This window comes from Saccharopolyspora sp. ID03-671 (genome assembly GCF_045278815.1).
Classification (GTDB): Bacteria; Actinomycetota; Actinomycetes; order Mycobacteriales; family Pseudonocardiaceae; genus Saccharopolyspora; species Saccharopolyspora ipomoeae.
Genome location: NZ_CP134054.1, coordinates 2,889,654 through 2,907,369, shown reverse-complemented (window position 1 = coordinate 2,907,369; position 17,716 = coordinate 2,889,654). Strand labels below are relative to the sequence as shown.

Annotated in this window: 19 protein-coding genes and 1 pseudogene; 13 read left to right on the top strand and 7 right to left on the bottom strand. The window is 69.8% G+C overall.

From position 1 onward, the window contains the following. Positions 1-24 precede the first annotated feature (24 nt). The 5 genes from REH65_RS13115 to REH65_RS13095 all read left to right on the top strand — a co-directional run bounded on the left by REH65_RS13115 (position 25) and on the right by REH65_RS13095 (position 4,987). Positions 25-543, top strand: a complete 519-nt coding sequence (locus REH65_RS13115) for a general stress protein (RefSeq protein ID WP_281458769.1) — start codon at positions 25-27, stop codon at positions 541-543. Positions 544-806: 263 nt separating this feature from the next. Next, entirely contained in the window at positions 807-2,063 is a 1,257-nt protein-coding gene (locus REH65_RS13110; RefSeq protein ID WP_406692629.1) for an ABC transporter substrate-binding protein, read from the top strand. Next, positions 2,063-2,965 carry a carbohydrate ABC transporter permease gene (locus REH65_RS13105; RefSeq protein WP_281458767.1) on the top strand — a complete coding sequence of 301 codons (903 nt, stop codon included), beginning with the start codon at positions 2,063-2,065 and terminating at the stop codon, positions 2,963-2,965. The genes REH65_RS13110 and REH65_RS13105 overlap by 1 nt, the downstream gene beginning before the upstream one ends. Continuing rightward, positions 2,965-3,810 carry a carbohydrate ABC transporter permease gene (locus REH65_RS13100; RefSeq protein WP_281458766.1) on the top strand — a complete coding sequence of 282 codons (846 nt, stop codon included), beginning with the start codon at positions 2,965-2,967 and terminating at the stop codon, positions 3,808-3,810. The genes REH65_RS13105 and REH65_RS13100 overlap by 1 nt, the downstream gene beginning before the upstream one ends. Before the next feature lie 4 nt (positions 3,811-3,814). Then, positions 3,815-4,987: an ABC transporter ATP-binding protein gene (locus REH65_RS13095; RefSeq protein WP_406692628.1), complete on the top strand. Its 1,173-nt coding sequence runs from the start codon at positions 3,815-3,817 to the stop codon at positions 4,985-4,987. Positions 4,988-5,283: 296 nt separating this feature from the next. Here REH65_RS13095 and REH65_RS13090 read toward each other — a convergent pair whose 3' ends face one another. The 3 genes from REH65_RS13090 to REH65_RS13080 all read right to left on the bottom strand — a co-directional run bounded on the left by REH65_RS13090 (position 5,284) and on the right by REH65_RS13080 (position 7,510). Then, complete coding sequence (locus REH65_RS13090) at positions 5,284-5,457, bottom strand: hypothetical protein (RefSeq protein ID WP_281456390.1); 174 nt, start codon at positions 5,455-5,457, stop codon at positions 5,284-5,286. 50 nt (positions 5,458-5,507) lie between these two features. Continuing rightward, positions 5,508-6,587 (bottom strand): magnesium/cobalt transporter CorA, encoded by a 1,080-nt coding sequence (corA, locus tag REH65_RS13085; protein WP_406692627.1) that lies wholly within the window; start codon positions 6,585-6,587, stop codon positions 5,508-5,510. A gap of 494 nt (positions 6,588-7,081) precedes the next feature. Continuing rightward, the gene (locus REH65_RS13080) at positions 7,082-7,510 is read right to left on the bottom strand and encodes an NUDIX hydrolase (protein WP_406692626.1); all 429 of its coding nucleotides are present in this window, start codon (positions 7,508-7,510) and stop codon (positions 7,082-7,084) included. A 146-nt stretch (positions 7,511-7,656) separates the two neighbouring features. Here REH65_RS13080 and REH65_RS13075 point away from each other — a divergent pair, with 146 nt between their 5' ends. The 5 genes and pseudogenes from REH65_RS13075 (at position 7,657) to REH65_RS13055 (ending at position 10,722) form a co-directional block, all read left to right on the top strand. Next, entirely contained in the window at positions 7,657-7,821 is a 165-nt protein-coding gene (locus REH65_RS13075) for a hypothetical protein (protein ID WP_175547979.1), read from the top strand. Positions 7,822-7,845: 24 nt separating this feature from the next. After that, positions 7,846-8,418: a PH domain-containing protein gene (locus REH65_RS13070; protein ID WP_093415030.1), complete on the top strand. Its 573-nt coding sequence runs from the start codon at positions 7,846-7,848 to the stop codon at positions 8,416-8,418. An 82-nt stretch (positions 8,419-8,500) separates the two neighbouring features. Next, positions 8,501-9,373 (top strand): PHP domain-containing protein, encoded by an 873-nt coding sequence (locus REH65_RS13065; RefSeq protein WP_281456387.1) that lies wholly within the window; start codon positions 8,501-8,503, stop codon positions 9,371-9,373. Between the two features lie 35 nt (positions 9,374-9,408). Beyond that, positions 9,409-10,255: pseudogene (locus REH65_RS13060) on the top strand (RecB family exonuclease). 23 nt (positions 10,256-10,278) lie between these two features. After that, positions 10,279-10,722 carry a hypothetical protein gene (locus tag REH65_RS13055; RefSeq protein WP_406692625.1) on the top strand — a complete coding sequence of 148 codons (444 nt, stop codon included), beginning with the start codon at positions 10,279-10,281 and terminating at the stop codon, positions 10,720-10,722. A gap of 78 nt (positions 10,723-10,800) precedes the next feature. Here the strand turns inward: REH65_RS13055 and REH65_RS13050 are convergent, their stop codons facing one another. Continuing rightward, positions 10,801-12,003, bottom strand: a complete 1,203-nt coding sequence (locus tag REH65_RS13050) for a hypothetical protein (protein WP_406692624.1) — start codon at positions 12,001-12,003, stop codon at positions 10,801-10,803. Between the two features lie 117 nt (positions 12,004-12,120). Further along, positions 12,121-13,656, bottom strand: coding sequence for a DEAD/DEAH box helicase (locus REH65_RS13045; RefSeq protein ID WP_406693154.1), 1,536 nt, complete (start codon positions 13,654-13,656; stop codon positions 12,121-12,123). A gap of 560 nt (positions 13,657-14,216) precedes the next feature. Here REH65_RS13045 and REH65_RS13040 point away from each other — a divergent pair. Beyond that, positions 14,217-14,903 carry a ferritin-like fold-containing protein gene (locus REH65_RS13040; protein ID WP_281456383.1) on the top strand — a complete coding sequence of 229 codons (687 nt, stop codon included), beginning with the start codon at positions 14,217-14,219 and terminating at the stop codon, positions 14,901-14,903. Between the two features lie 99 nt (positions 14,904-15,002). Then, on the top strand, positions 15,003-15,230 hold the full coding sequence (locus tag REH65_RS13035; RefSeq protein WP_093415023.1) for a DUF3107 domain-containing protein: 228 nt from the start codon (positions 15,003-15,005) through the stop codon (positions 15,228-15,230). Positions 15,231-15,291: 61 nt separating this feature from the next. Here the strand turns inward: REH65_RS13035 and REH65_RS13030 are convergent, their stop codons facing one another. Further along, complete coding sequence (locus tag REH65_RS13030; protein WP_406692623.1) at positions 15,292-16,041, bottom strand: TetR/AcrR family transcriptional regulator; 750 nt, start codon at positions 16,039-16,041, stop codon at positions 15,292-15,294. Positions 16,042-16,095: 54 nt separating this feature from the next. On the opposite strand from REH65_RS13030, the gene REH65_RS13025 reads away from it, so the two are divergent. After that, a complete protein-coding gene (locus REH65_RS13025; RefSeq protein WP_281456381.1) occupies positions 16,096-16,977 on the top strand; it encodes an alpha/beta fold hydrolase in 882 nt (293 codons plus the stop codon). Between the two features lie 18 nt (positions 16,978-16,995). Here the strand turns inward: REH65_RS13025 and REH65_RS13020 are convergent, their stop codons facing one another. Next, positions 16,996-17,616: a TetR/AcrR family transcriptional regulator gene (locus REH65_RS13020; protein ID WP_281456380.1), complete on the bottom strand. Its 621-nt coding sequence runs from the start codon at positions 17,614-17,616 to the stop codon at positions 16,996-16,998. Positions 17,617-17,716 lie beyond the last annotated feature (100 nt).

The following is a 17,716-nucleotide window of genomic DNA, read 5'->3' as shown; positions in this document are numbered from 1 at the left end:
CCAAGCTCAACGGAGGTGTCAGCGGTGTCCAACCCCTTCACCGGCTCCAGCCGGCCGGCGCCGGGCACACCCAACCTGCCCACGCCGCCGACCGGGTGGCCGATCGGTTCCTACGGCACGTACGAGGAAGCGCAGCGCGCCGTCGACCACCTGGCCGACAGCGACTTCCCCGTGCAGGAGGTCACCATCGTCGGCGTCGACCTCATGCTGGTCGAACGCGTGACCGGCAGGCTCACCTGGGGACGCGTGCTCGGCGGCGGCGCCGCCTCGGGCGCCTGGTTCGGCCTGTTCGTCGGCCTGATCATGGGCATGTTCACCCCGCAGGGCAGCTGGATCGCCCCGGTGCTCGCCGGTCTCGGCGCGGGCATCGTGTTCGGGCTGGTCTTCGCCGCCGTCGGCTACGCCTCCACGCGCGGCCGCCGCGACTTCTCCTCGGCCAGCCAGCTGGTCGCGGGGCGTTACGACGTGCTCGCCCAGCCCAAGCACGCCGAGCAGGGGCGCGACCTGCTCGCCAAGCTGGCGATGCGCCCGCAGAACCCCTGAGGCCCCCTACCGCCGGGTGGCGAAACTCCTGGTCCAGCCCCCGAATCGGGTAAGCGGGGTGCGGCTGACGGGGGAGCCGGTACGCCTGTTGTTTCCCGCTTCTTCACGGGTTGGCAACAAGGCGCGAGACCGCTTGCCCTCCGTGATCATCACGCCTAGCTTTCCTGCCACCGGCTGACCGCCGGTGGTTGCGGTGCGACGGAGCGTTGGCGAATCCCGGGAGCTCGGTCGCGTCCGCGGCCAGTGCACCGGAAGGACCGAGAGTGAAAGTTCGCGGCGTTCGCACGGCGGCACTGCTGGGCGCGTCACTGGTCTGCGCGTCGGCGCTGACCGCGTGCGGCCAAGCCACCAGTGCCAACACGATCAACCTCTACAGCGCACCCGAGGAGAACCTGCAGCACAACGTCGACCGCTGCAACGCGCAGTCCGGCGGCAAGTACGACATCGTCTACCACAAGCTCCCGCGCGACGCCGACGGTCAGCGCGAGCAGATGGTCCGTCGCCTCGCCGCCGGGGACACCGGGATGGACCTGCTCTACCTCGACGTCACCTGGACCGGCGAGTTCGCCGAGGCGAACTGGGTTCGCGAGTGGACCGGCGCCGACAAGGCCGAGGTCGAGCGGGACACCCTGCCCGGACCGCTGGAGACCGCGACCTGGCAGGGCAAGCTCTACGCGGCGCCGAAGAACACCAACGTGCAGCTGCTCTGGTACCGCAAGGACCTGGTGCCCGAACCGCCGAAGACCTGGAACGAGATGATCTCGACGGCCCAGCGCCTCAAGCAGGAGGGCAAGCCGCACTGGATCACCCTCACCGGCGCGCAGTTCGAGGGCCTGTACGTGCACTACAACACGCTGCTGGAATCGGCGGGTGGGCACGTGCTCAGCGACGACGGCAAGCAGGCCGTCGTCGACCAGGGCGCGGTGCGCGGGCTCGAAGCGCTGCGCGACCTGGGCACCGCAGGCGTCACCAGCCCCGGCATGAACAACGCCGAGGAGGACGACGCCCGCCAGGAGTTCGAGACCGGGCAGTCGGCGTTCCAGCTCAACTGGCCGTTCGTCTACGCCTCCATGCAGGAGGAGAAGCCGGAGCTGGCGAAGAAGGTCGGCTGGGCGCGGGTTCCGGGCCTGGACGCCGGGGTTCCCAGCAAGTCCACCATCGGCGGCGCCAACTACGCGGTGAGCAGCTACTCCACCAAGCCGGAGCTGTCGTTCGAGGCCGCGAAGTGCCTGCGGGACAAGGAGAGCCAGAAGTTCTCCGCCATCAACGACGGCGTGCCGCCCACCATCGAATCGCTGTACTCCGACCCCGAGCTGCAGGCCGAGTACCCGATGCACGAGACGATCCTGCAAGCCCTCAAGGACCCGGGCATGCGGCCGGTGACCCCCGCCGCGCAGAACGTCTCGACGGTGCTGTCCAACATGCTCAGCCCGATCGCCGAGATCGATCCGCAGGCCACCGCCGAACGGATGCGCCGCGAGGTGCAGAACGCCCTGGAGTCCAAGGGAGTGATGCCCTGATGGCGACGAAGGAGTCGCTCAGCGACGGCAAGCGGGCCGAGCGCAGGCTGGGCCTGATGCTGGCCGCGCCCGCGGCGCTGGTGATGATCGCCGTCACCGGCTGGCCCATCCTCTACGCGTTCTGGTTGTCCTTCCAGCGCTTCGACCTGAAGTACCCGGACCAGCGCGAGTTCATCTGGTTCGACAACTACATCACCGTGCTCGGCAACGGCTACTGGTGGAGCGCGTTCGCGGTGACCGTCCTGGTGACCGCCGTGTCGGTGCTGGTGGAGTTCGTCCTCGGCATGGGGCTGGCGCTGATCATGCACCGCGCGCTGGTCGGCAAGGGCCTGGTGCGCACGGTCAGCCTCATCCCGTACGGCATCGTCACCGTCGTCGCCGCGTTCAGCTGGCGCTACGCGTGGACGCCCGACACCGGCTACCTGGCCAACGCCATCGCCCCCGGCGGGGCACCGCTGACCGAGTACGGCAGCGCGCTGGCGATCGTCATCGTCGCCGAGATCTGGAAGACCACGCCGTTCATGGCGCTGCTGCTGATGTCCGGGCTCGCGCTCGTGCCCGACGACCTGCTCAAGGCGGCCGCGATGGACGGAGCGGGCGCCTGGCAGCGGTTCGTCAAGGTCATGCTGCCGGTGATGAAGCCGGCGATCCTCGTCGCGCTGCTGTTCCGCACCCTCGACGCCTTCCGCGTCTTCGACCACATCGTGGTGCTCACCGGCGGAGCGCAGGACACCTCCTCGGTGTCGGTGCTCGCCTACAACAACCTGATCAAGGGCCTGAACCTGGGCATCGGCTCGACCATGTCGGTGCTGATCTTCATCGCGGTCGCGCTCATCGCGTGGATCTTCGTGAAGCTCTTCGGCACCGCCGCCCCGGGTAGCGACGAGAAGGGGAGGGGCTGATGGCCGGCCTCGGCGGCACACCGACACCCGCGCGCAAGGCCAAGTGGGCCGCGCTCAACGTGATCGTGGTGGCCTACGCGCTGCTCCCGGTGCTGTGGATCCTGTCGCTGTCGTTCAAGACCTCCGACACCCTCTCCGACGGGAACCTCATCCCGCGCGAGTGGACGCTGGAGAACTACGCGGCGATCTTCACCACGACCGAGTTCACCCGCGCGCTGCTGAACTCCATCGGCATCGCGCTGATCGCCACGGCGATCGCCGTCGTGCTCGGGACGATGGCCGCCTACGCCATCGCCCGGCTCGACTTCCCCGGCAAGCGAGCGCTGGTCGGGGCGTCCCTGCTGATCGCGATGTTCCCGCAGGTCTCGCTGGTCTCGCCGCTGTTCGACATCGAGCGGACGGTGGGGCTGTTCGACACCTGGCCGGGACTGATCCTGCCCTACATCACCTTCTCGCTGCCGCTGGCGATCTACACGCTGTCGGCGTTCTTCCGGGAGATCCCCTGGGAGCTGGAGAAGGCGGCCAAGATGGACGGGGCCACGCCCGCGCAGGCGTTCCGGCGGGTCATAGCCCCGCTGGCCGCGCCGGGCGTGTTCACCACCGCGATCCTGGTGTTCATCTTCTGCTGGAACGACTTCCTGTTCGCCATCTCGCTGACGTCCACGGAGAACTCGCGGACGGTCCCGGTGGCGCTGCAGTTCTTCACCGGCGACTCGCAGTTCGAGGACCCGACGGGGACGATCTCGGCCGCCGCCGTGGTGATCACCATTCCGATCATCCTGTTCGTGCTGTTCTTCCAGCGACGCATCGTGTCCGGACTGACCTCCGGCGCAGTGAAGGGGTAAGCAAGTGGCCGACATCGTGCTGGACAAGGTGACCAAGCGCTACCCGGACGGGGCGCTGGCGGTCGACGAGGTCGACCTGCAGATCGCCGACGGCGAGTTCGTGATCCTGGTGGGCCCCTCGGGCTGCGGGAAGTCCACCACGCTCAACATGATCGCCGGGCTGGAGGACATCAGCGGCGGCGAGCTGCGCATCGGGGGCGAGCGGGTCAACGAGCGGGCGCCCAAGGACCGCGACATCGCGATGGTGTTCCAGTCCTACGCGCTCTACCCGCACATGACCGTGTTCGAGAACATGGCGTTCCCGCTGCGGCTGGCCAAGGTGGACAACGCGACGGTGAAGGACAAGGTCACCGAGGCCGCGAAGATCCTCGACCTGTCCGGCCACCTCGACCGCAAGCCCGCCAACCTCTCCGGCGGTCAGCGGCAGCGGGTGGCGATGGGGCGGGCGATCGTGCGCAGTCCCAAGGCGTTCCTGATGGACGAGCCGCTGTCCAACCTGGACGCCAAGCTGCGCGTGCAGATGCGGACCTCGGTGTCGAAGCTGCAGAAGCAGCTGGGCACCACCACCGTCTACGTCACCCACGACCAGACCGAGGCGATGACCCTCGGCGACCGGGTCGTGGTGCTGCGCGGCGGCGTGGTGCAGCAGGTCGGCCCGCCGCAGCACCTCTACGAGAACCCGGCGAACCTGTTCGTGGCCGGGTTCATCGGCTCCCCGGCGATGAACTTCGTGCCGGTGGAGCTCGCCGACGGCGTGCTGCGCAGCGCCCTGGGCGACGTGCCGCTGCCGGACCGGCTGCGCAAGGCCGTCGAGGCGGCCAACGCGCCGCGCGAGCTGGTGCTGGGCATCCGCCCGGAGCACTTCGAGGACGCCGCCCTGGTCGACGACGCGGCTCAGGCCGGGGGAGCGACGTTCACCGCCGAGGTGGACGTGGTGGAGGAGATGGGCTCGGACAAGTACGTCTACTTCACCCTGGCCGGTGCCAAGGCCAGCAGCGATCAGCTCGACGAGCTCGCCGCCGACAGCGGCAGCTCGGAGGTCCCGACCGACGAGGGCCAGGTCGTCACGCGCCTGTCGGTCCAGTCCCGGGCCGCGGAGAACCAGCCCCTGTCGGTCTGGTTCGACACGGACAAGATCCACCTCTTCAACCCGGCCACGGGCGAGACGATCCGCTGACGGTCCTCGGACGCAGTCGTGGGGTGGGGGAAGTTTTCATGAAAACTTCCCCCACCCCACGACGAACACCAGGTTTCGGTTGAAACTGCTGCGCTTCGCCCACGCGGCCCTCTACAGCTGGTTGGCGATGAGCACGAACTCCATCGCGATCCAGCCCGCGAGCAGGGCGACGAGGAAGGTGAGCTTGCTGGAGAGCAGGCGAGTCATGGCGGTGCCTCCCAACGGGAAAACGAGATTCTGGTTGCTGCAGATCCGTTTTCACGATGCGGGCCCGCGGTCTACCCGGGCAGGTGCCGTCAGCGCGCGAAGGCGCTCGGCGCGGGGACCACGTCCCACATCGCGCCGGGTTTTCGCTGCACCCAAGCGGAGTGCCGGAACAACTTCTCGGCGGTCTGCCGGCGCGAGACCGGGGAACGCCGCGAGTTGAGGAGCCGCTGCCGCATCGGTGCGCCGATGGTGAGCGCTTGCATGTCGGTCCTCCTCACTGTCAACTGGAACATCGTCCGAGCGGCCGGAATCGTTACAGCCACTTGTTCTTCCGGAAGATCTTGAACAGCACGATGCAGGCGATGAGCATCACGACCATCACCATCGGATAGCCGAACTTCCAACCGGTTTCGGGCATGAAGTCGAAGTTCATGCCGTAGATCCCGGCGATCATCGTCGGCGTCGAGATGATCGCGACCCAGGCCGATATCTTGCGCATGTCGGTGTTCTGCTGGAGCGTGATCTTGGCCAGGGTGGCGTCGACCAGCGTGGTCAGCAACTCGTCGAAGGAGCCGACCATCTCCGAGACCCGCGCCAGGTGGTCCTCGACGTTGCGGAAGTAGGAGCGGACCTCCTCGGCGATCATCGGCGTGTAGCCCTCGGCGAGCCGCTGCATCGGCTTGGACAGCGGCTGCACCGCCCGCCGCAGCTCCATCACCTCGCGCTTCATCAGGTAGATCTGCTCGGCGTCGATCTTGGTGCGGGGTTCGAAGACCTCGGCCTCGATCTCGTCGATGTCGTCCTGGATGGCCTCGGTGACGTCGAGGTAGTTGTCGACGACGGTGTCGGCGACCCCGTGCAGCACCGCGGACGGGCCCAGCGCCAGCTGCTCCGGGTCCTCCTCCAGCCGGCAGCGCAGGTCGCCCAGCTCGGCGTGCTTGCCGTGCCGGACGGTGATCACGAAGTCCCGGCCGAGGAAGACCATCAGCTCGCCGGTGTCGACGATCTCGCTGGTCGCCGTGCGGGTCTCGGTGTCGGTGTAGCGGACCGTCTTGAGCACCATGAACAGGGTGTTGTCGTAGCGCTCCAGCTTGGGCCGCTGGTGCGCGTGCACCGCGTCCTCGACCGCGAGCTCGTGCAGGCCGAAGGTCTCGGCGATGCCGTTGATCTGCTCCTCGGTCGGTTCGTGCAGCCCGATCCAGACGAAACCGGTCCCGCGCCTGCGGACCTCCTCGATCGCGTCGGCGTGGTTCCAGGTGCCCTCCAGCCGGTGGCCGTCGACGTAGACGGCGCAGTCCACCACGTAGGCGGACACCGGCGCGGGCTTGCGGGATGCGGGCTGGGCGGCGCGACCGTTGCGGTTGCGCAGGCCGAGCGAGGGCAGGTTCGGCACGACGGCCTCCAGGGGTTCCGGGGCCCGGGGACGTGCGCGGCGGGGGACCGGTGGTCCGGACGACGGTCATCCGGACGGCGGTCCGGACTCGCGCGCCGCAGCGGTGCTCCTCGGGCGGAGATCACTCTCGCTTGCGGGGTCGCATCCCGGCCCGGGGAGAAGAACCGCGCTGGATCAGCGGCAGGCCTTCACGGCGGGGATGCGGTTGGTACTGCACGGAAGCGCGCTGTCGGTACTACTGCTCACGATCCCTCACCTCCCGGAGGTCATCCACCGCACGGGGTGGGAGCTGCATCAGCCAACCGGCAACGATACTCCGTCCGGGTGGGCCGGTGACAACCGCGTCGTGCCCACGTCACAGGTGGCAGCGATCTCAACCCGCGAAAGCGGACCAGTCGACTAATTCGGGCATCCGCGAAAAGGCTCCGCTCGGGGGTTGTTCCACCGATCGTCACGATCACGGTCGGCTACGCGTAACCCGCCGGCATTCGCGCTCACTCGTTGCGGGGTAAACAATCCCAAGCGCGCAGAGCGTCGGCCAATCCGGCCGTCAGCGCTCCATTTCGATCGAGTGTGGCGAAAGTCGCACCGTCCGCCCACATTGCGTCCGCGGCGTCGTCACCAGGGGAAAGTTCCCATTCATTGCTCCAGCAGGAGTAGTCGAGGATCTCGAAGGTTCCCCGGGGTGCGGGGCGCTCGACCCGGCCCACAAGATCACCGACCGTGACGACGAGGCCGATTTCCTCGAAAACCTCGCGCCGTACCGCCGAATGATCGGTTTCTCCCTGCTCCACCCGGCCCCCGGGGATCGACCACTTGCCCCTGCCCGGCTCATTAGCCCGTTTGACCAGGCACAACCGACCTCGGGGGTCAAAAATGAGAGCTCCGACGCAGCGGATCACGGGATTCTCAGATACGATCATCAACACGGAGGGTAGTTGGTCCGGGCCTGCCCGGAAACGACTGACCCAAGTGCGGTACAAAGCTGCCGTTAAGGGGCGGAGTGCGGTACAACGGATCAGCAGGCGCCTGTGCTACTCAAGGGCTTTTTCGGACGGGGTGCGTCACAGTGAACATGAAGAAAATCCTCACCTGGGCAGTGGTTGCTTTCCTCCTGTTCTTCTTGTTTTCCGCGCCGGACCAAGCCAGCAATGTCGTGAACGGCATCCTGGCCAGTCTTCGTGGTGCTGCAGAAGCCGTCATCACCTTCATGCAGAACCTCTTCCAGGCTTAAAGCGAGAATCGGGAGGCGGGTGCCATGTTCGCTCCTAGGGATCCCGACGAGTACCTGCTGGACTCCGAACGCCGGGTGATCCGGGTTCGGCGTCACTGGGCAGCCCTGGTGTGGGACCTGTTCGAGGCGGCGGGACTTCTCGTCGGGCTCGTCCTGGTGTCGTACCTGCTGCCCGCCGGCAGCTCCTGGTTGTTCCAGAACATCCTCTGGTACGCCGGGTTGGTCGTGCTGATCCGCTTCACCTACCAGGTCCTCGACTGGTACGTGGAGCGCATCGTCGTGACCGACAAGCGGTTCCTGATCACGACCGGGATCTTCACCACCAACGTGGCGATGATGCCGGTCACCAAGGTCACGGACCTGACCTTCCACCGCTCGCTGATGGGGCGCATGATGGGTTACGGCACGCTGATCGTCGAATCGGCGGGTCAGATCCAGGCGCTCAACCGGATCGAGTACGTCCCGAACCCCACCGAGGTGGAGGACGCGATCTCCGGCCTGGTCTTCGGCGACAAGAAGGGCCAGCAGCAAGACCGCTTCTCGATGCTCAAGGCTCGCCGAGCCGCGGTGGGCAAGCGGAAGACGGCCAAGCTGTAGTCCTCGGGGACCGGTGGTCCCGGCGTGTCCGGGATCACCGGCTCGAGGGTTCCTCGACGCCGGTCATGGGTCACACTGAGGTGTGCTCATCGACCTGCACGCGCATTCCACCGAGTCCGACGGGACCGACACGCCGTCCGAGCTGGTGGCGACCGCGGTCGCGGCCGGGCTGGACGCGATCGCGATCACCGACCACGACACGACCGCCGGTTGGGCGGAGGCCGAGCGCGCGGTGCGCGAACTCGGTCGTCCCGGAACGTTCCGGCTGGTCCCGGGTGCGGAGCTGTCCTGCTCCAGCCCCGACGGCAACGGCGGCAGGGTCACCGTCCACCTGCTGGCGTACCTGTTCAACCCCGCCTCGCCCGCCCTGGTCCGCGAGCAGTCGCGGCTGCGCGCCGAACGCCGCGAGCGGCTGCACCAGATGGCCCGGCGGATGGCCGACGACGGCTTCCCGATCGACCCCGACGCGATCATGGCGGGACTGCCGCCGGACTCGCCGGGAGGACGCCCGCACCTGGCACGCGCGCTGGTCGCGGCCGGCACGGTCGCCAGCGTCGACGAGGCCTTCGCGAAGTACCTCAGCAGCGGCGGCAGCTACTACCTGCCGCGCACCGACACCCCCGTGCACCGGGCGATCACGATGATCGCCGAGGCCGGTGGGGCGACCGTGCTGGCGCATCCCTTCGCCTACAAGCGGGGACCAGTCGTCAACGCCGAGGTGATCGCCGAGCTGGCCGATCACGGGCTGGCCGGGGTCGAGATCGACCACCCCGATCACGACGAGCCGACCCGGGCGAAGCTGCGCGAGCTCGCCGCCGAGCTGGACCTGATCCCGACCGGCAGCAGCGACTACCACGGCACCAACAAGACCATCAGGATCGGCCAGGAGACCACCGACCCGGACTCGCTGGAGCGGATCATCGCGCGCTGCACCGGGAGCAAGGTGATCAGCTGAACCGCGCCTCGGCCGTTCTGCGTAGTGTGGTCGGCGTGCAGCAGCAGCTCGGTCTGGAAGGCATCCCCGACAAGCTCGTGCGGGTCACCCCGGCCCGCTTGTCGACGTGGGCGGGGTGCCCGCGCCGCTACCGGATGGCCTACCTCGACAGACCCGCGCCGAAGCGCGGTGGGGCCTGGGCGAACGCCACGCTCGGCGCGGTCGTGCACAACGCGCTGAAGGCCTACTTCGAGCTGCCGCCGCAGAAGCGGACCCCGCAGCGCGCCGAGCTGCTGGTGCACCGGTGCTGGAAGTCCGACGGGTTCGCCGATTCCGAGCAGGCGGCCGAGCACCGCCGCCGCGCGCAGCGCTGGGTCCACGACTACGTGGCGGCGCTGCCCGCCGACTTCACCCCGGTCGCCGTCGAGCGCTGGGTGTCCGCGCCGGTCGGCGAGATCATCGCCGAGGCCCGGGTGGACCGCGTCGACGAGCGCGACGGCGAGCTGGTGGTGGTCGTCGACACAAACCGGCAGGCACGGGCTGCGGGTCGACGACGCCAAGAACTCGCTGGCCCTGGGCCTGTACGCGATGGCGGTGCGGAAAACCCTGCGGCGGCGGTGCAACCGGGTGGAGCTGCACCACCTGCCCACCGGTACGGTCTCGGCCTGGGATCACACCGCCGAGTCCCTCGACGGGCTCCGGGAGCGGGCCGAACGGCTGGCGGGTGAGATCCAGGACGCGACCGACGCGCTGGACTCGGCGAACTCGAACGACGTTGCCGAGACCGCGTTTCCGGTCAGCACCGGATCGCACTGCTCCTGGTGCGATTTCCGGGCACACTGCACCGAGGGACAGCGGGCCGCGCCGGATCTGCGACCCTGGGCGCTGCTGGGGGACGGATGAGCTTTCGACCGGAGGACGGGCCGATGCACGCACCAGCCCCGCAACGCCGCACCCCGCCGCCGCGCACGCGGCACATGCCGCCGGACGACGGTGCGCGCCGCATGCAGCCGCCCCGGCCGCGCCGCACGGCCCCGCGGGCCCAGCGCCCGCGGCCGCCCCACGCGCGTCACGAGCTGGCCCGGCCGCACCGGGTGAGCTCCGCCGGGACGACGCTGCGCAGCTTCACCGGCGCGCTGGCGATGGGTTCGCTGGTGCTGTCGCTGGTCCTGATCGGGGTCCAGTTCTGGGCCACCGGGCACGGGCAGCAGGGGCCGGGCGTCGGCGCGGTGGTCTCGCAGGTCGTCGCGGCTCTGGTGGCCGTCGCGCTGCAGACCTACGCCGACCGCCACCGCGATCGCAACGGCGGTCTCGCCGTGGCCGGGGTGCTGATCGTGGTGCTCGGCTCGCTCTGGTTCTGGTGGTGGTGACCGTTCCGGTGAGAACGGGTGGTTCGGGGGAGGACCGTCCCCTCCGCAACCCCTGATCTCCGCGGAGCACCGCAGCGATCAGCGCAGGGCGACCAGGGTGTCGCCGCGCTGCTCCAGGACGACGGGGCCGACGGAGTTGAGCCGCACCGGACCGCTGTAGCCGCCGCGGTCGACGGGGATGACGCGCTCGCGGACACCGGTCGCCGGGTCGAGCACCGCCATCCCGCCGCTCACCGGGATCACCAGCCGGTCGGCCAGCGACGTGCCCGCGCCGAGCGTGTCCGGGCTGGTCCACAGCGGCGCGAGGGTCACCGGGTCCAGCGCGATCGTGTCCGCGCCGGTGTGCCAGTAGACGCGGCTGCCGATCGCGGTGCTCTCCACCCGCACGTTGTCGCGACCGGTGAGCGGGCCGAGGCGCACCGGGTAGCTGGAGACCGTGCGGCCCGCGTCGTCGAACAGCAGCAGCTGCGAGGTGTCGCGCATGACGACGGCGGTGCGCTGATCGGTCACCGCCACCACCGAGGCGTCGCGGCTGCCGAGGGCGACGCTGAAGACCTCCTCGGGCTTCTCGTCGTCCTCGGGGTGGGTCTTGATCGTGGTGATCCGCCCGGTCTCGCCGGGGCAGTTCTCGACCGCGCTCGCCCGGTCGTGGCCGACGGCGATCGAGGTGTAGGCGCAGTTCGGGCGCTCGATGTTGTTGTCCGGGTTCTTCAGCTGCGGCGGGATGCCGAACTGCTGGGTGCGCACCAGGTCCGAGCGCCAGGACTCGAAGGAGCGGGTGCCGGTGGCGGTCAGGTAGGTGCCGTCGCCGAGCAGCCGGGTGCCGAACTCGGCGTCGGTGTTGCGCTGCGGCCCGCGCTCCCCGGTCGGCCCGCGCAGCGAGGTGACCTCGCTGCAGTTGTGCGACTTGCGGAAGACGGCGACGGCCCGGTCCCACTCGGTGCCGATGGTGCACAGCGGGATGTCGCGCGCGTAGCGCCAGGCGACCCGGCCGGTCAGCGGGTCGTGCCCCAGAACCTCGTTGCCGGTGCCGGTGACGACCGCGGGCGGTGCGATCACCGGCACCGGGGTGGCGGTGCTCGGCGCGCGCCAGATCTCGTGCAGGGCGGCCGGGACGGTCGCCGGCTTCGGGGGCGCGGGCAGCGGTTCGGGGGAGGTCTCCGAGATCGTCGCGCGCGCGTCGCTGTGCAGCCACAGCACGCCGGCGCCGACGAGCACGGCCACCACGATCACCACGACCGCGGCGATGTCACCCCGAGTGCGCCGCTCAGGCCGGACCACAACCAACTCCCCATCGCTCAGGCGTCTTGGCGGAAGCTTACCCGCGCGCTGAACAGGCCCTACACGCAGAAATCTCGACCCCCGCCGGGGAGGTCGAGATCTCCAGGTGTGCGCTGATCAGGCGTTGTCCGACGACTCCGACGATCCTTCGCCACCGCCGCGACGGCGGCGACGACGGCGGCGCGGGCGGTCACCCGCGTCGGCCGAGGAGGAGTCGGCGGCCGGGGACTCCGACTGCTGGGCGCCGACCTCGGCGTTGGCCTCGCCTCCACCGCGGGTGCGGCGGCGGCTGCGGCGACGCGCGGGACGGGTCTCGGCGTCGGAGTCCTGCCGCGGACCGGTGCTGCTCTCGGCACCGCCCTCGGACTTGCCGCCGCGGGTGCGGCGGCGGTTGCGGCGCGGGCGCTTGGCCTCGCCCGAGTCGCCCTCCGGCTCGGCGTCGAGCCCGGCGCGGGTGCGCTTGGCCAGCGGCAGCCGCCCGGTGACGTCGGTCGGGATGTCCAGGTCGGTGAACAGGTGCGCGGAGGTGGAGTAGGTCTCCACCGGCTCCGGCTTGCCCAGGCCGAGGGTGTCGCTGATCATCTTCCAGCGCGGTTCCTCGTCCCAGTCGACCAGCGTGATCGCCACGCCTTCGCGACCCGCGCGGCCGGTGCGGCCGATGCGGTGCACGTAGGTCTTCTCGTCGTCCGGGCACTGCAGGTTGATCACGTGCGTCACGCCGGCGACGTCGATGCCGCGCGCGGCGACGTCGGTGGCGACGAGGATGTCGACCTTGCCGGAGCGGAACGCGCGCAGCGCCTTCTCCCGGGCGCCCTGGCCCAGGTCGCCGTGCACGGCCCCGGCGGCGAAGCCGCGCTCGGTGAGCTCGTCGGCCAGCTTCTGCGCCTGCCGCTTGGTGCGGCTGAAGATCATCGCCAGGCCGCGGCCGTCGGCCTGCAGGGCCTTGGCGATCAGCTCGGGCTTGTCCATCGAGTGCGCCCGGTAGATGAACTGCCGGGTGCGCTCGTGCACCGCGCCCTCGTCGGCCTGCTCGGCGCGGATGTGCGTCGGCTGGGTCATGAAGGTGCGGGCCAGCGTCAGGATCGGGCCGGGCATGGTGGCCGAGAACAGCATGGTCTGCCGCTGCTCGGGAACCATCCGCAGGATGCGCTCGATGTCGGGCAGGAAGCCCAGGTCGAGCATCTCGTCGGCCTCGTCGAGCACCAGCGCGGAGACCTTGCCCAGCACCAGGTGGCGCTGCTCGGCCAGGTCCAGCAGGCGGCCCGGGGTGCCGATGACCACGTCGACGCCGTTGCGCAGCGCGGAGATCTGCTCCTCGTAGGGGCGCCCGCCGTAGACGGCCAGGGTGCGCACGCCGAGGTGCTTGCCCGCTTCGGTGAGGTCGCGGGTGACCTGCAGGCACAGCTCGCGGGTCGGGACGACGATCAGGGCCTGCGGGGTGCCGTCGCCGGCACCGCCGATGCGGTGCAGCAGCGGGACGCCGAATCCGAGGGTCTTGCCGGTGCCGGTGCGGGCCTGACCGATGAGGTCCTCGCCGCGCATGGCCAGCGGGAGCGTCAGCTCCTGGATGGCGAAGGTCCGCTCGATACCGCTCTCATCGAGGGCCTTGACGATGTCCGGGTGGACGTCGAGCTCGGCGAACGTCGGGAGCAGGCGCTCCTCGGCATCGGCCGTCTCGGGTGCTGGGGTCTCGGGTGCTGGGGTGTTGTCGAGGTCGGGGGTGCCGCCCCCGGTCTGATCTTCGAGGCCGCCGGGGGCCTGGCTGTTGGTGAACGTCAGAATGATCGCCTCTCTCGGTGCCTGCGCGCATGCGTCCCGGTTCGGGCCGATCCCGTGGCGACGTCCTCCCGGCACACGGTGGCCGCGTGGTCGCGGCCGCTCGGAGTGCTCGTGGTCACCGACGTAATGGTGCGCGCCTTCGTTTCGCTACAGCGGCGAGTACCCCGCTGGCTGGTTCGTTGTCTCATCGGCGTCGCATGCGCGCCAGGGCCGTCGAGCCGTTCGCTCGAGCCGCGTCGCGCCGACATGTCCCGGGGCCGTCCCGCTCGGGCGCCCGTCGCCCGGACCGTGACGTTTCGGGGAGCCGACCCCGCGGTGGTTGCACCGCGTCGTCAGGACGCCGATTGCTCCTCCGGGGCCGAGGATACCTGTTCTGAACGCGAAACTGACGTGGCGCGTATAACTCGGGCGTGCCGACGGTTACGCTCGCAGCCATGAACGAGGCTGACCAGCGGGCCACCACACCGGGTGAGAGTGACGAGCGTTACCAAGAAGGCGTCGTGGATCTGCTCGCGGCGCTGGCCTACGGCGAACTGTCCGCCTTCGACCGGTTGGCCGAGGACGCGCGCACCGCGCCGACGCTGACCGGCCGCGCCGCGCTGTCGAGCATGGCGGCCGCGGAGATCGGCCACTACCGGATGCTGCAGCAGGCGCTGGCCGACCGCGGGGTCGCGGTCGAGGAGGCCATGCAGCCCTTCGCCCAGCCCTTCGACGCGTTCAACTCCTCGACCGCCCCGCACTCGTGGCTGGAGTCGCTGGTCAAGGCCTACGTGGGTGACGGTCTGGCGGCCGACTTCTACCGCGAGGTCGCCGAGTGGCTCGACGCCGACACGCGCGAGCTGGTGCTGACGGTGCTGGCCGACACCGGCCACTCGGCCTTCGCCGAGCGCGAGGTGCAGGCGGCCTGCGCAGACGACCGCTCGCTGCGCGACAAGCTGACGCTGTGGGGACGTCGCCTGCTCGGCGAGGCGATCACCCAGGCCCAGCACGTCGTGGTGGAGCGGGACGCGCTCGCGGAGCTGATCATCAAGGGCTCGGGCGACCTCACGGGCGTCGGGGCGATGTTCCGGCGGCTGCAGAACAACCACACCAAGCGCATGGGCAACCTCGGCCTGGGCTGACGATTCGCTCTGAGCGAATGGGCAGATCCGGTGGGCTGCGGTGGGGCTGGGATAGCCTTGGCCCGTCACATCGTTTCTAGTGCCCTACGGAGGTTCGGCGTGGAGGTCAAGATCGGCGTCGTGGACAGTCCGCGCGAGCTGACGGTTGACAGCGGACAGTCCCCGCAGGAGATCGAGTCGCTGGTCTCGGACGCGCTGAAGAACGACGCGAGCGTGCTGGCGCTGGACGACAGCAAGGGGCGGCGCATCATCATCCCGTCCACCAAGATCGCCTACATCGAGATCGGACCGGCGGACGTGCCGCGCGTGGGCTTCGGGGTCGGCTGACACCTGATTCGTGCTGGTCGAGGGGCATTCCGGGAGATCCCGGGGTGCCCCTCGACGCGTGTCAGCCCAGTTCCCGGTCCTCGTCGGGGACGATCTCCAGGTAGGTCTCGTCCAGCAGGTCGAGGTTCTCGTCCGGGTCCAGCACCAGACCGGCCGAGCGCAGCACGCCGTCGATGCCGGACCAGATGACCTGAGCCAGGTAGTTGGTGAGGTCCTCGCGGCTCATGGTCTGCCGGTCCAGCCACCAGTCGCCGCTGGCCTGCACGAGCCCGACCAGGCCGTGGCTCCACACCTCGACGCCGCCGGAGTCCAGTCCCAGCGCGCGCATGTAGCGGCCGAGCAGCCGGGCCAGCGAGTTGGCGATGACGGTCTTCTCGTCGGATACCGGGTCGCTGGCCACGGGGCGGTCGGTGAAGTTGCGCTGCACGACGAACCGGTAGAGGTCGGGGTACTCCTCGATCAGGCCGAGGTAGGCGTCGAGCAGCCGGTGGATGAGCTCGTTGGCGGAGCCGTTGATCCGGAACAGCGGTTTGAGCCGCTGCATCAGCAGGTCGGTGCCCCACTCGCCGACGGCGACGTAGAGGTCGCTCTTGTCGCTGAAGTGCCGGTAGAGCACGGGTTTGCTGACGCCGGCCTCGGTGGCGATGTCGTCCATGCCGACGTCGGCGCCGTGCTCGCCGATGGCGCGGACGGCGGCCTGGACGAGCTCGGCGCGGCGGGCCAGCCGGTGCTCGCGCCACCGCTCCTTGCGGGCGTCGCCCTTGTGCTCGTCGTTGCGGACAGCCTTGACATGCCGGGCGTTCTGACTCACGCTACCCGAGATTACTGTTACCGACGGTAACACGCAAACTTTCGGGGAGTGGAAGTGCAGACGGTTGCTGCCGCCGAGTTCACCACCAGCGACGGAGCCCGCCTGCGGCTGATCGACGAGGGTCCGGCCGACGCGCCGGTCACCGCGGTCTTCGTGCATGGCTGGACGCTGAGCAAGCACACCTGGGACCGCGTCGCCGCCGGTCTGCCCGCCGCGGCCGGGCGCAACGTGCGCACGCTGCGGTTCGACCTGCGCGGTCACGGCGGCAGCGCACCCGCGGTGGCTGGCGAGGCCACCATCCGCCGCTGCGCCGACGACCTCGCCGAACTCCTCGCCGAGCGGGTCCCGGAGGGGCCGATCGTGCTGGCCGGGCACTCGATGGGCGGCATGACGATCATGGCGCTGGCCGAGCAGCACCCGGAGATCTTCGACCGGGTGCGCGGCGTGGCGCTGGTGGCGACCTCGTCGGGGAACCTGGCGGCGCCGAGCTTCGGCCTGCCCAAGCCCGGCGCGGACGTGTTCAACGCGGGCGAGCGGCTGCTGCGCCGCTACCTCGCGGGCGCCAAGGGCGGGAAGGTCAGCCCGGCGTCGGGCTGGTTGCGGCCGGGCGTGCGCTGGCTGCTGTTCGGCAAGGACCCGAAGTCCGACGACGTCGCCGCCACGGCCTCCTGGCTCGCCGGGTGCCACCCGGTCAACATGGCCGGCTACCGGGAATCCCTCGCGGTCCACGAGCGGTTGGACGCCTTGGAGCGGCTGCGCGGCATCCCGACGCTGATCTTCGCGGGCGGGTCCGACCGGCTCACCCCGCAGGACCACGCCGAGCGCATCGCCGAAGCCCTCCCCGACGCCCGGTACTACCTGTACCCGGGCGCGGGCCACATGCTCCCCCTGGAGCGCACCGACGAGATCACCACCCGCCTGGCAGGGCTTCTCTGAACCGGGCTCCTCGGACGATCAGGAGCTCTGCAGCGGGAAGCCCGCGAGGCCCTTCCACGCGAGGGTGGCGATGAGGCTGACCGCCTCGTCGCGGGGGATCTTCTGCTGCTCGTCGAGCCAGTCGCGAGCGGTGACCTGGGCCAGGCCGACGAGGCCGACCGCGAGCAGGCGGGCTCGGGCGGCGTCCAGCCCGGCGTCGGCGGTGACGGCTTCGGTGATCGCGTCGATGCAGCCGGACAGCGAGTTCTCGACGGCCTTCTCCACGGCGGGCTCGCCGCGCAGGTCGGACTCGAACACCAGCCGGAACGCCTGGTCCTCGCTGGCCACGAACTCGTAGAACGCGCCGATGGCCGCGCGGACCCGCTGCTTGTTGTCGGAGGTCGACTCTATCGCCGTGCGGACGCGCCGGACCAGCTCGTTGCCGTGGGTCTCCAGCAGCGCCAGGTAGAGCTCCAGCTTGCCGGGGAAGTGCTGGTAGAGGACCGGCTTGCTGACACCCGCGCGCTCGGCGATGTCGTCCATCGCCGCCGCGTGGTAGCCGTTGTGCACGAACACGTGCTGGGCCGCCTCCAGCAGCTGCGCCCGGCGCGCGTCGCGGGGCAACCGGATTCCCTTACTCGGCTGCGCGGTCCCGGTCATCCTCGCCTCTTCCTTCCGCCGCGATCGGTGGCCATGCAGCCCCCAAACTTCCCCGACTCTACTCGCCAGTAAAGCCACCTACCGCAATCCGCCCGGTTCG